Here is an 11,130-nt window from a genome sequence, read left to right as displayed (position 1 = left end):
GGCTTCGGTACCAGGGCGGCCAGCCTTGCAATGAAATCCAATGGTTCGAAAATGACGTGCGTGGTGCCGTCCCGGTACGGCGTCTTGAGCTGGTAGCGCACGTTGCCGCCTCGTGTTAACGACAGCCGCTTCTCGGATACCGCCGGACGGCTGATGTACCGGCACAGCCGTTCGAGCTTCTTGCGTTCATCGGCCCTGGCCGCCACGCCGGCGTGCAGGCTGGACCCGGCTACCTTGCCAATCCCGTCACCGGGGTCGTTTGCGGGAGGGGGCGGAATCCTACGCTAAGGCTTTGGCCAGCGATATTCTCCGGTGAGATTGATGTGTTCCCATCCGAGCGGCGAAACATGGGCCAAGAGATCGGGCGATAGCAGCTTTCCATCGCGTTTCTGGTTTGCAACGACCTCGCCGAGCTTCATGGTGTTCCAGAAGATGATGATGGCGGCGAGCAGATTCATGCCGGCGATGCGGTAATGCTGGCCTTCGGCGGAACGGTCGCGGATTTCACCGCGGCGGTGGAAGCTGATTGCCCGCTTCAGCGCATGATGAGCTTCGCCTTTGTTGAGCCCGATCTGGGCACGCCGTTGGAGTTCGGCATCCAGAATCCAGTCGATCATGAACAGGGTGCGCTCGACGCGACCGACTTCCCGCAGGGCTGTCGCGAGCTCGTTCTGCCGCGGATAGGAGGCGAGTTTCCGCAGAATCTGGCTTGGCGCGACGGTCCCGGCAGCAATGGTGGCGGCGATGCGCAGGATGTCGGGCCAATTGCGCTCGATCATGGCTTGGTTGACCTTTCCGCCGATCAACGCTCGCAGGTGCGCCGGGGCGGCCGACGGATTGAACGCGTAGAGCCGTTTGGATGGCAGGTCGCGGATGCGCGGAGCGAACCGGTAGCCGAGAATGGCACATGCGGCAAAGACGTGATCGGTGAAGCCGCCCGTGTCGGTGAACTGCTCGCGGATATGGCGTCCAGCATCGTTCATCAGCAGGCCATCGAGGATGTAAGGCGCTTCGCTTGCCGTTGCAGGAATCACCTGGGTTGCGAACGGCGCATATTGGTCGGAGACGTGGCTATAGGCTTTCAGGCCCGGGGTATTGCCATATTTCGCGTTGACCAGGTTCATGGCCTCACCTTGCTCTGTAGCGACGAAGAACTGTCCGTCGCTCGAAGCCGACGTGCCCATGCCCCAGAACCGGGCCATGGGTAACGCTGCCTGTGCCTCGACCACCATGGCCAGCGCCCGGTCATAGGCTTCGCCCTCGACATGCCACCGTCCAATGCGGATCAATTCCCAGAAGGTGTGGGTGTTTGTCGCATCCGCCATTTTGCGCAAGCCGAGGTTGATCCCTTCCGCCAAGATAACGTTCATTAGCCCGATCCGGTCAGCGCAGGGTGCTCCTGTGCGCAGATGGGTGAACGCTTCGGTGAAGCCGGTCGCCGCATCCACCTCCAGCAGGAGATCGGTGATGCGCGTGGGCGGGATCTGCTTGTAGAGATCGAGCACCAGATCTTCGGCGCCTGTCGGCGCGGCGGCTTCGAGTTTCTCGATATGCAGAACGCCGTTTTCAATCGACCCGCCCGGGATCGTGCCTGCGCGAGCGGCACGGCCAAGCTCGCGCAACCGCATGTCGAGGCGAGCTTGCCGGTCTGCCAGCCATTCCTCCGGCCGCAATGGCACAGCGAGACGACCGCCTTCCGCGATGGATTGTGCCGGAACGAGTGCGTGTTTCAGATCGCCATAGCGCCGGGACCTAGTAAGCCAGACATCTCCGGAGCGGAACGCATCGCGCAGATGGAACAGCACCGCGATCTCCCATAGGCGAGCGTCGCCAGCCCTCTGGGCCCGAAGGTGGCGATGCCATTTCGAGCTGGGCCGCAAGAAGCTGGTCATCGCGGCATCGTTCAAACCGGTACGAAGGGCCGTCACCGCTTCCAGAAGCGGCAGTGCAACGGGCGCAGCTCGCAGATCGAGCAGGCGCAACATGCGTGGAGCGTATCGGCGGAAGCGGTGATAACCGTCGAGCACATGATTGAGCGGATCGTCGGCCATGGTGGCGGTCAGCCTGGTTGCCATTGCAACAAGGGTTTTTAAGCCGTCCCACCCTGACCCACTCGCGATGACATCGCCCAGCGGCTGGCCATCATCCTGTGCATCGACCAGGGCGCCCCCGATCTCGGCGAAGGATTTCAGGGTGTCACGCACCACCCCCGCTTCGTCTGCGACCTTTGCATGGCAAATACGCTCCGAAGCACGGTAGAGACGGCCGACGATCCGGTCGTGGGTTTCGACCACTGCGTCGGCCAACATCGCCTGCCATTCCGAGACGCAAACAGCCAAGATCGCAAGCCGCCTGTCCTCCGGGAGATCGCGCATGCCGTCGGCATAATACCTTTCACCCTGCCTGCGCAGACGAGTCACCCGATGGGCAGGAACGCCGGCAAGCAGATCCTCGGGGAGATCGATGCGTTGCAGATATTCGAGCCGGTCGAGCAGCCGGTTGGCCGACGAAGAGTTCGAGCCAGGCTCGAACTGGCGCAGCCACACAAAACGGGTCACCCGATCATCAGCCGTCTCCTCGAGCAATGCCAGCAACTGTTCTCGGATCGACATAGGCAGCCGACTGGCGATCCTCGTCTCGATGCGTCGCTCGGCATCGACGAGAGCCGCGGCACAAAGCCGCTCGATCGTGGATGTCGCGGGAAGGACAGTGCGGGTGCGTCGGCACTCGGCTACGAAGCGACGGGCGATATCCTCGTTCGACACCGCCATCTCGGCTTCTCGGAACAACCATTCCTTCAGCTCGCTCGCACCACGTCCGGAGAAGGTGCGGAAGCCGTAGAGCCCCCGTAACTCGGCAAGATGCTCGTGCCGTGTTTCCTCGCGGGCAGCATAGTCTACGAGATCGTCGGCACCCAGGCCAAGCTGCGCTCCGATAAATTCGATGACCTCTGCAGGGATCAGTTCGCCTGGAGCCAGCACCCGGCCGGGATAGCGCAGGACACACAATTGCAGGGCGAAGCCGAACCTGTTGTGAGCGCGCCGACGCAGCCTGATATGCCCAAGGTCTTCATCACTCAGCGTATAGTGCTTGAGCAAATCCGTCTGTGAAGTCGGCAAGCGCAACAGCGCGTCTTTCTGCCGATCGGTTAGAGTGACGCGACGCGGCATACATGTTCCTTTTTCAAAATCTGATAGCGTTCAAGACGCTTTGTTTATGAAGCTGGTTGAGATACATTTCCAGAGGTCAATGCAATCGTGGCCGAAGCGCCGCCTCAAACCAACGTTTGTGATACATGCTGATCGGATATGCCCGCGTCTCCAAAGCCGATGGCTCGCAGTCTCTCGACCTGCAGCACGACGCCTTGCGCGCCGCAGGTGTCGAACGGGACAATATCTATGATGATCTTGCTTCCGGCGGTCGTGATGATCGCCCTGGCTTGACTGCCTGCCTCAAGTCATTGCGTGACGGCGATGTGCTGGTGGTCTGGAAGCTCGATCGCCTCGGACGATCGCTTGCCCATCTGGTCAACACGGTGAAGGAGCTGTCAGACCGCAAGATCGGCCTGCGGGTTCTGACTGGAAAGGGCGCTCAGATCGACACCACGACTGCGTCCGGTCGCATGGTGTTCGGAATCTTCGCCACCTTGGCCGAGTTCGAGCGGGATCTGATCCGAGAGCGCACCATGGCGGGTCTCGCCTCCGCGAGAGCGCGCGGTCGCAAGGGCGGACGAAAATTCGCGCTCACCAAAGCTCAGGTGCGTCTCGCGCAAGCCGCCATGGCCCAGCGCGATACTTCAGTTTCCGATCTCTGCAAGGAACTCGGCATCGAGCGCGTCACTCTCTACCGATATGTCGGTCCCAAAGGCGAGCTCAGAGACCATGGAAAGCATGTTCTCGGACTTACGTAGCAACTCGTTTCTTTTCGCAGGTTGAGCCACCTCCGCGCTTCATCAGAAAACTGAAGGAACCTCCATTGAATCGAACTAATATTTTTTTTGGTGAATCGCATTCTGACTGGTTGCCTGTCAGAGGCGGAGAATCTGGTGATTTTGTTTTTCGACGTGGTGACGGGCATGCCTTCGCGAAAATCGCACCTGCTTCCCGCCGCGGTGAGCTCGCTGGAGAGCGTGACCGCCTCATTTGGCTCAAAGGTCGAGGTGTGGCTTGCCCCGAGGTGATCAACTGGCAGGAGGAACAGGAGGGTGCATGCTTGGTGATAACGGCAATTCCGGGAGTACCGGCGGCTGATCTGTCTGGAGCGGATTTGCTCAAAGCGTGGCCGTCAATGGGGCAGCAACTTGGCGCTGTTCACAGCCTATCGGTTGATCAATGTCCGTTTGAGCGCAGGCTGTCGCGAATGTTCGGACGCGCCGTTGATGTGGTGTCCCGCAATGCCGTCAATCCCGACTTCTTACCGGACGAGGACAAGAGTACGCCGCAGCTCGATCTTTTGGCTCGTGTCGAACGAGAGCTACCGGTGCGGCTCGACCAAGAGCGCACCGATATGGTTGTTTGCCATGGTGATCCCTGCATGCCGAACTTCATGGTGGACCCTAAAACTCTTCAATGCACGGGTCTGATCGACCTTGGGCGGCTCGGAACAGCAGATCGCTATGCCGATTTGGCACTCATGATTGCTAACGCCGAAGAGAACTGGGCAGCGCCAGATGAAGCAGAGCGCGCCTTCGCTGTCCTATTCAATGTATTGGGGATCGAAGCCCCCGACCGCGAACGCCTTGCCTTCTATCTGCGATTGGACCCTCTGACTTGGGGTTGATGTTCATGCCGCCTGTTTTTCCTGCTCATTGGCACGTTTCGCAACCTGTTCTCATTGCGGACACCTTTTCCAGCCTCGTTTGGAAAGTTTCATTGCCAGACGGGACTCCTGCAATCGTCAAGGGATTGAAACCTATAGAAGACATTGCTGATGAACTGCGCGGGGCCGACTATCTGGTATGGCGCAATGGGAGGGGAGCAGTCCGGTTGCTCGGTCGTGAGAACAATCTGATGTTGCTCGAATATGCCGGGGAGCGAATGCTCTCTCACATCGTTGCCGAGCACGGCGACTACCAGGCGACCGAAATTGCAGCGGAACTAATGGCGAAGCTGTATGCCGCATCTGAGGAACCCCTGCCTTCTGCCCTTCTCCCGATCCGGGATCGCTTTGCAGCTTTGTTTCAGCGGGCGCGCGATGATCAAAACGCAGGTTGTCAAACTGACTACGTCCACGCGGCGATTATAGCCGATCAAATGATGAGCAATGCCTCGGAACTGCGTGGGCTACATGGCGATCTGCATCATGAAAACATCATGTTCTCCAGTCGCGGCTGGCTGGTGATAGATCCCGTCGGTCTGGTCGGTGAAGTGGGCTTTGGCGCCGCCAATATGTTCTACGATCCGGCTGACAGAGACGACCTTTGTCTCGATCCTAGACGCATTGCACAGATGGCGGACGCATTCTCTCGTGCGCTGGACGTCGATCCGCGTCGCCTGCTCGACCAGGCGTACGCTTATGGGTGCCTTTCCGCAGCTTGGAACGCGGATGGAGAAGAGGAGCAACGCGATCTAGCTATCGCGGCCGCGATCAAGCAGGTGCGACAGACGTCATACTAGATATCAAGCGACTTCTCCTATCCCCTGGGAACACATCAATCTTACCGGAGAATATCGTTGGCCAAAGCCTTAGCGTAGGATTTCGCCCTCTCCCGCAAACGACCCCCCGTAGGGCCGCTCCGGCTGGGGCAGTAGGCCCTTGAGCTGATAGAAGCGGATCGTCTCCACGTTCACCCCGGCGGCCTTGGCGAAGGCCCCGATGGTCAGATTCTCTTGAGCGTTCTCCATGGTGCTTGACTCCGTAGTTGACTACGGAAGTAACGTTACAGCATCAAGCGAAGTCCCGGAAGGAGAACCTTATGTCGGAACCCAAGAACGGCCGCGGCGCACTGGCGACCGGCGGCATCGCGGCCGTCCTCGCCTCGGCCTGTTGCCTCGGCCCCCTCGTCCTGGTCGCGCTCGGCTTCTCGGGCGCGTGGATCGGCAACCTGACCGTGCTGGAGCCGTACCGGCCGATCTTCATCGGCGCGGCACTCGTCGCGCTGTTCTTCGCCTGGCGCAGCATCTTCCGACCGGCCCATGCCTGCAAGCCGGGCGACGTCTGCGCCGTGCCCCAAGTGCGGACGGCCTACAAGGTGATTTTCTGGGTCGTGGCCGCCCTGGTTCTGGTTGCCCTCGCTTTCCCCTACATCCTGCCGCTGTTCTATTGAAAGGAGAATTGCCATGAAGAAACTCGCCACCCTGATCGCCCTGGCCGCCGCCCTGAGCACGCCCGCCTGGGCCGCCACCAAGACCGTTACCCTGTCGGTGCCCGGCATGACCTGCGCCGCGTGCCCGATCACAGTAAAGAAGGCACTCACCAAGGTGGACGGCGTGCAAAAGGCCGAGGTCAGTTACGAGAAGCGGGAAGCCGTCGTCACCTTCGACGACGCGAAGACCAATGCCGACGCCTTGACCAAGGCCACCGCAAACGCGGGCTACCCCTCCAGCGTCAAGCAGTGAGGGCACTGTCATGGCCGAAGCGATCACCCTTCACATCGAAGGCATGACCTGCACGTCGTGCGCCGAGCACGTCCAGCAGGCCCTGAAAAACGTGCCCGGCGTGCGCTCGGCCTCGGTGTCCTATGCGCAGCGGCAGGCCGAAATCGAGGCGGACGCGGGCGTGAACTTGCCCCCTCTGGTAGCCGCAGTGGCCGCGCTCGGCTACCGCGCACGGCTCGCCGACACGCCGAACAAGCCTACCGGCCTGTTGGATAAGGCGCTGGGCTGGCTCGGTGGCGACACGAAGCATGAAGGCGGCGAGCCGGCGCTGCACGTGGCCGTGATCGGCAGCGGCGGCGCGGCGATGGCGGCGGCCTTGAAGGCCGTCGAGCAAGGCGCGAAAGTCACGCTGATCGAGCGCGGTACTATCGGCGGCACCTGCGTCAACATCGGCTGCGTACCGTCCAAGATCATGATCCGTGCCGCCCACATTGCGCATCTGCGCCGTGAAAGTCCGTTCGACGATGGCATCGCGGCTACTGTGCCGGCGATTAACCGCAGCAAACTACTGGCCCAGCAGCAGGCGCGCGTCGATGAGCTGCGCCACGCCAAGTATGAAGGCATCCTGGATGGCAACCCGGCCATCACCGTTCTGCATGGTGAAGCGCGTTTCAAGGATGACCAAAGCCTTACCGTCCGTTTGAACGATGGCGGCGAGCGCGTCGTGGTGTTCGATCGCTGCCTGGTCGCCACTGGTGCCAGTCCGGCCATTCCGCCCATCACTGGTTTGAAAGGCACGCCGTACTGGACATCTACCGAGGCCCTAGTGAGTGACACCATTCCCGAACGCCTAGCCGTGATCGGATCGTCGGTGGTGGCGCTGGAACTGGCGCAAGCCTTCGCCCGGCTGGGCAGCCAGGTCACGATCCTGGCGCGCAGCACACTGTTCTTCCGCGAAGACCCGGCCATCGGTGAGGCCGTCACAGCCGCCTTTCGTGCCGAAGGAATCAAGGTTCTGGAACACACGCAAGCCAGCCAGGTCGCCTATGCGGACGGCGAATTCGTGCTGACCACAGGGCACGGCGAAGTGCGCGCCGACAAGTTGCTGGTCGCTACCGGCCGCACGCCGAACACGCGCAGCTTGGCGCTGGAAGCGGCGGGTGTCGCCGTCAATGCGCAGGGAGCCATCGTCATTGACAAGGGCATGCGCACCAGTACGCCACACATTTATGCCGCAGGAGACTGCACTGACCAGCCGCAATTCGTCTATGTGGCAGCGGCCGCCGGCACCCGTGCGGCCATCAACATGACCGGCGGAGACGCTACGCTCAATCTGACCGCGATGCCGGCGGTGGTGTTCACCGATCCGCAGGTCGCCACTGTGGGCTACAGCGAGGCGGAAGCGCACCACGACGGGATCGAGACCGACAGCCGCCTGCTAACACTGGATAACGTGCCGCGTGCGCTCGCCAACTTCGACACACGCGGCTTTATCAAGCTGGTAATCGAGGAAGGTAGCGGACGACTCATTGGGGTACAGGCAGTGGCCCCGGAAGCGGGCGAGCTGATCCAGACGGCGGTGCTCGCGATCCGTAACCGCATGACCGTACAGGAACTGGCTGACCAGTTGTTCCCCTACCTGACGATGGTCGAGGGGCTGAAGCTCGCGGCGCAGACCTTCACCAAGGATGTCAAACAATTGTCCTGCTGCGCAGGATGAAAGGAGATGGAACCATGAAGCTCGCCCCATATATTTTAGAACGTCTCACTTCGGTCAATCGTACCAATGGTACTGCGGATCTCTTGGTCCCGCTACTGCGGGAACTCGCCAAGGGGCGTCCGGTTTCACGAACGACACTTGCCGGGATTCTCGACTGGCCCGCTGAGCGAGTGGCCGCCGTACTCGAACAGGCCACCAGTACCGAATATGACAAAGATGGGAACATCATCGGCTACGGCCTCACCTTGCGCGAGACTTCGTATGTCTTTGAAATTGACGACCGCCGTCTGTATGCCTGGTGCGCGCTGGACACCTTGATATTTCCGGCGCTGATCGGCCGTACAGCTCGCGTCTCATCGCATTGCGCTGCAACCGGAGCACCCGTTTCACTCACGGTTTCACCCAGCGAGATACAGGCTGTCGAACCTGCCGGCATGGCGGTGTCCTTGGTATTGCCGCAGGAAGCAGCCGACGTTCGTCAGTCCTTCTGTTGCCATGTACATTTCTTTGCATCTGTCCCGACGGCGGAAGACTGGGCCTCCAAGCATCAAGGATTGGAAGGATTGGCGATCGTCAGTGTCCACGAGGCTTTCGGCTTGGGCCAGGAGTTTAATCGACATCTGTTGCAGACCATGTCATCTAGGACACCGTGATCGGATATCGACCCAATGTTCTACGGCACCGGCATCGGATTCGCAGCGCGCGGATTGAACTCGGCGAAACGGTATATGCATTGCCGTGAACCGACCAAAAGGAGGTGTTCGATGAACGCCTACACGGTGTCCCGGCTGGCCCTTGATGCCGGGGTGAGCGTGCATATCGTGCGCGACTACCTGCTGCGCGGATTGCTGCGGCCAGTCGCCTGCACCACGGGTGGCTACGGCCTGTTCGATGACGCCGCCTTGCAGCGACTGTGCTTCGTGCGGGCCGCCTTCGAGGCGGGGGTCGGCCTGGACGTGCTGACCCGGCTGTGCCGGGCGCTCGATGCGCCGGATGCGGGTGAAGCGGCGGTGTGGCTCACCGAGCTGCGCCAACTCGTCGAACGGCGACAGCGGGCGCTTGCGGGCCTGGAGGTGCAGTTGAGCGCGCTGCGTGCCGAGGTCGCCCGGCAGGAAGGGGCGTTGCCATGAACGGCCCCGAGCGCAAGCCCATTACCGGCTACCTGTGGGGCGGACTGGCTGTGCTGACCTGCCCCTGCCACCTGCCCATCCTCGCCGTCGTGCTGGCCGGTACGACCGCCGGCGCGTTCCTCGGCGAGCATTGGGTCATCGCGGCGCTCGGTTTGACCGGCTTGTTCCTGCTGTCCCTGTCGCGGGCGCTGCGGGCGTTCAGGGAAAGATCATGAGCACTGCCAGATTGACGGATGATTTCCTTGAGATTGCTCAGAAAGCCACTGCTAGCAAACAATACAGCAATCCCCGCACAAAGGAGTCATCATGGGCAGGAAGGAACCCGACGAAGCGATTGCAGATAGCCGCACCGGCCTGCGCGTAGACCTGACAATAGGGGATAAGAATGACCGAACCGAAGAGCCTTGAAAACTGGCTGTATGAGAAGGCAGGCCCCGCCTATGACGCCTTGAAGGCCGACCCGGCCCGCGCCGCCACGCCTGACCAGGTGCGTTACACCCTGGCCGAGCTGCTGGCCGAGGCCGAAGCCGCCGGCGGATATCCACTGCCGCCGGAACAACGCGAATGGGTAGATGCGCCGGCCGTTGGTCGCGAGTGGCCGGCCTGTGATGCCTTGGAAGCTGACCAGGTGCGCGCACGCCTACATGACGACGCGATGGTCGAAACGTTCCGCAAAGACCCGGCCTATGCCGTGGAACTGCTGAACAGCATCCTTGAGGATGGCGACAAGGGCGAGCTACTGATTGCACTTCGCCAGATGACGAAGGCTGCTGGCCGTGAAATGCTGACACCGTTTGACCCGGCCAAATGGCTGACCAGCACCGAGACCGTGGCCGCGTTCCTGGCCGAAGCCGAGGCCACCGGCGACCAGGCCTATGTCGAGCACGCCCGCGCAGTTGCAGCGCGGGCCAAAGTCATGCACGGCATCGAGTAGGGAGCTGGCCAGCATCGCCATTCCTGACGGTGCTGCAGCACCATGTGCGCGACTTGGTGCGCGGGGATCTCATCGCCGGAAATGACGATGCGAGATCCACGCCAAGGGGAAAAGCCAGAGCGGCCGTCATGGTCCGATCTGGCGATGCTCGAGCACGCCGGCGCACATCGCCGGCTATGACGATGCAGGCCCGGAAACGACAAGGGCGGCCACTGGCCGCCCTTGCTGTTCCTGGTGCGCGTGCCTACGCGGCACGGAGTGACTGCCGCACCGCCTCCAGGGCCTCGCGGAAGTCAGCAGGCGTCGCCCGGCCCGTCTCGGCCTGGTAGAAGACGACCATGAAGGCATTGGCGACGGCCTCGGCGAGCGGCCCTAGCTGCCGCGCTGCGTCCTGGTCGAGCCAGTCGAGCGCGGCGAGCTGCACGGCTGCATGATGAACGGCCTGCGTTGCATTGGTAGGATTCAGGGTTGCCATGATTCACCTCTCTAACAGGTGGGTTGTGGAAGTGTCGGCCGGCCCCACGCCGGCCGGCGCGCTTATCGGCTGCCGGTGCCGTAGAAGCCGGCGGCCTCGGCCAGCGGCGTGCTTCTCGCGCTGCTGCCGTAGCTGCTGGCGTTGCCGCCCGACCTGGCCGCCGGCTTGGTGGCCTCAATGACGGGCGAGGCGGGTCGATCAACAAAGGCCGCAACTTCTGCCGCGGGGTCTGCATCAGTCGATTGATCGTCGACCGGCTCAACCTCAACCGCCTGTGCCTGGCGCTGCTCGGTAGCGGCAAGGTCCAGGCAATCGAAAAATCCTCTCGGCGTCAT

13 protein-coding genes and 2 pseudogenes are annotated in these 11,130 nt (G+C 61.7%); 10 read left to right on the top strand and 5 right to left on the bottom strand.

The genetic code is table 11. The features are described from left to right. Both J9893_RS11910 and J9893_RS11905 read right to left on the bottom strand, forming a co-directional pair. Positions 1 to 257 (bottom strand): annotated as a pseudogene (locus tag J9893_RS11910) (transposase); the annotation flags it as partial. A 27-nt stretch (positions 258 to 284) separates the two neighbouring features. After that, positions 285 to 3,170 (bottom strand): Tn3 family transposase, encoded by a 2,886-nt coding sequence (locus J9893_RS11905; protein WP_001138082.1) that lies wholly within the window; start codon positions 3,168 to 3,170, stop codon positions 285 to 287. A 125-nt stretch (positions 3,171 to 3,295) separates the two neighbouring features. On the opposite strand from J9893_RS11905, the gene J9893_RS11900 reads away from it, so the two are divergent. From J9893_RS11900 to J9893_RS11890, 3 genes are all read left to right on the top strand, one after another. Further along, complete coding sequence (locus tag J9893_RS11900; protein ID WP_000904906.1) at positions 3,296 to 3,910, top strand: recombinase family protein; 615 nt, start codon at positions 3,296 to 3,298, stop codon at positions 3,908 to 3,910. 65 nt (positions 3,911 to 3,975) lie between these two features. Next, positions 3,976 to 4,779, top strand: a complete 804-nt coding sequence (gene aph(3'')-Ib / locus J9893_RS11895) for an aminoglycoside O-phosphotransferase APH(3'')-Ib (protein WP_001082319.1) — start codon at positions 3,976 to 3,978, stop codon at positions 4,777 to 4,779. Next, positions 4,779 to 5,615: an aminoglycoside O-phosphotransferase APH(6)-Id gene (locus J9893_RS11890; protein WP_000480968.1), complete on the top strand. Its 837-nt coding sequence runs from the start codon at positions 4,779 to 4,781 to the stop codon at positions 5,613 to 5,615. Before aph(3'')-Ib ends, J9893_RS11890 begins: the two co-directional genes overlap by 1 nt. A gap of 102 nt (positions 5,616 to 5,717) precedes the next feature. On the opposite strand, the pseudogene J9893_RS11885 reads toward J9893_RS11890, so the two are convergent. Further along, a pseudogene (locus J9893_RS11885) lies at positions 5,718 to 5,843 on the bottom strand (MerR family DNA-binding transcriptional regulator); the annotation flags it as partial. Between the two features lie 71 nt (positions 5,844 to 5,914). Here J9893_RS11885 and merT point away from each other — a divergent pair. From merT to J9893_RS21685, 7 genes are all read left to right on the top strand, one after another. Then, positions 5,915 to 6,265, top strand: coding sequence for a mercuric ion transporter MerT (gene merT / locus J9893_RS11880; RefSeq protein ID WP_022579740.1), 351 nt, complete (start codon positions 5,915 to 5,917; stop codon positions 6,263 to 6,265). 13 nt (positions 6,266 to 6,278) lie between these two features. Beyond that, positions 6,279 to 6,557: a mercury resistance system periplasmic binding protein MerP gene (gene merP, locus J9893_RS11875; protein ID WP_022579741.1), complete on the top strand. Its 279-nt coding sequence runs from the start codon at positions 6,279 to 6,281 to the stop codon at positions 6,555 to 6,557. A gap of 10 nt (positions 6,558 to 6,567) precedes the next feature. Then, on the top strand, positions 6,568 to 8,256 hold the full coding sequence (gene merA, locus J9893_RS11870) for a mercury(II) reductase (RefSeq protein ID WP_031294484.1): 1,689 nt from the start codon (positions 6,568 to 6,570) through the stop codon (positions 8,254 to 8,256). A gap of 14 nt (positions 8,257 to 8,270) precedes the next feature. Continuing rightward, positions 8,271 to 8,909: an organomercurial lyase MerB gene (gene merB / locus J9893_RS11865; RefSeq protein WP_000761850.1), complete on the top strand. Its 639-nt coding sequence runs from the start codon at positions 8,271 to 8,273 to the stop codon at positions 8,907 to 8,909. Positions 8,910 to 9,020: 111 nt separating this feature from the next. Continuing rightward, entirely contained in the window at positions 9,021 to 9,386 is a 366-nt protein-coding gene (gene merD / locus J9893_RS11860; RefSeq protein ID WP_022579743.1) for a mercury resistance co-regulator MerD, read from the top strand. Beyond that, positions 9,383 to 9,601, top strand: coding sequence for a broad-spectrum mercury transporter MerE (gene merE / locus J9893_RS11855; RefSeq protein WP_022579744.1), 219 nt, complete (start codon positions 9,383 to 9,385; stop codon positions 9,599 to 9,601). Before merD ends, merE begins: the two co-directional genes overlap by 4 nt. Positions 9,602 to 9,771: 170 nt before the next feature. After that, entirely contained in the window at positions 9,772 to 10,320 is a 549-nt protein-coding gene (locus J9893_RS21685; RefSeq protein ID WP_022579745.1) for a hypothetical protein, read from the top strand. 244 nt (positions 10,321 to 10,564) lie between these two features. Here J9893_RS21685 and J9893_RS11835 read toward each other — a convergent pair whose 3' ends face one another. Both J9893_RS11835 and J9893_RS11830 read right to left on the bottom strand, forming a co-directional pair. Then, positions 10,565 to 10,795 carry a type I toxin-antitoxin system ptaRNA1 family toxin gene (locus J9893_RS11835; RefSeq protein WP_000212713.1) on the bottom strand — a complete coding sequence of 77 codons (231 nt, stop codon included), beginning with the start codon at positions 10,793 to 10,795 and terminating at the stop codon, positions 10,565 to 10,567. Positions 10,796 to 10,857: 62 nt separating this feature from the next. After that, positions 10,858 to 11,130: a hypothetical protein gene (locus J9893_RS11830; protein ID WP_022579746.1), complete on the bottom strand. Its 273-nt coding sequence runs from the start codon at positions 11,128 to 11,130 to the stop codon at positions 10,858 to 10,860.

It is taken from the genome of Aeromonas sp. MaB10011B (assembly GCF_017939325.1).
In the GTDB taxonomy this organism is placed as follows: domain Bacteria; phylum Pseudomonadota; class Gammaproteobacteria; order Enterobacterales; family Aeromonadaceae; genus Aeromonas; species Aeromonas caviae.
This window is presented reverse-complemented; position numbering and strand designations above follow the sequence as displayed.

Coding starts and splice junctions, on each gene's coding strand:
- J9893_RS11905 (WP_001138082.1), bottom strand. CDS start 3,170: ATGCCGCGTCGCGTCACTCTAACCGATCGGCAGAAAGACGCGCTGTTG.
- J9893_RS11900 (WP_000904906.1), top strand. CDS start 3,296: ATGCTGATCGGATATGCCCGCGTCTCCAAAGCCGATGGCTCGCAGTCT.
- J9893_RS11890 (WP_000480968.1), top strand. CDS start 4,779: ATGTTCATGCCGCCTGTTTTTCCTGCTCATTGGCACGTTTCGCAACCT.
- merT (WP_022579740.1), top strand. CDS start 5,915: ATGTCGGAACCCAAGAACGGCCGCGGCGCACTGGCGACCGGCGGCATC.
- merP (WP_022579741.1), top strand. CDS start 6,279: ATGAAGAAACTCGCCACCCTGATCGCCCTGGCCGCCGCCCTGAGCACG.
- merA (WP_031294484.1), top strand. CDS start 6,568: ATGGCCGAAGCGATCACCCTTCACATCGAAGGCATGACCTGCACGTCG.
- merB (WP_000761850.1), top strand. CDS start 8,271: ATGAAGCTCGCCCCATATATTTTAGAACGTCTCACTTCGGTCAATCGT.
- merD (WP_022579743.1), top strand. CDS start 9,021: ATGAACGCCTACACGGTGTCCCGGCTGGCCCTTGATGCCGGGGTGAGC.
- merE (WP_022579744.1), top strand. CDS start 9,383: ATGAACGGCCCCGAGCGCAAGCCCATTACCGGCTACCTGTGGGGCGGA.
- J9893_RS21685 (WP_022579745.1), top strand. CDS start 9,772: ATGACCGAACCGAAGAGCCTTGAAAACTGGCTGTATGAGAAGGCAGGC.
- J9893_RS11835 (WP_000212713.1), bottom strand. CDS start 10,795: ATGGCAACCCTGAATCCTACCAATGCAACGCAGGCCGTTCATCATGCA.
- J9893_RS11830 (WP_022579746.1), bottom strand. CDS start 11,130: ATGACGCCGAGAGGATTTTTCGATTGCCTGGACCTTGCCGCTACCGAG.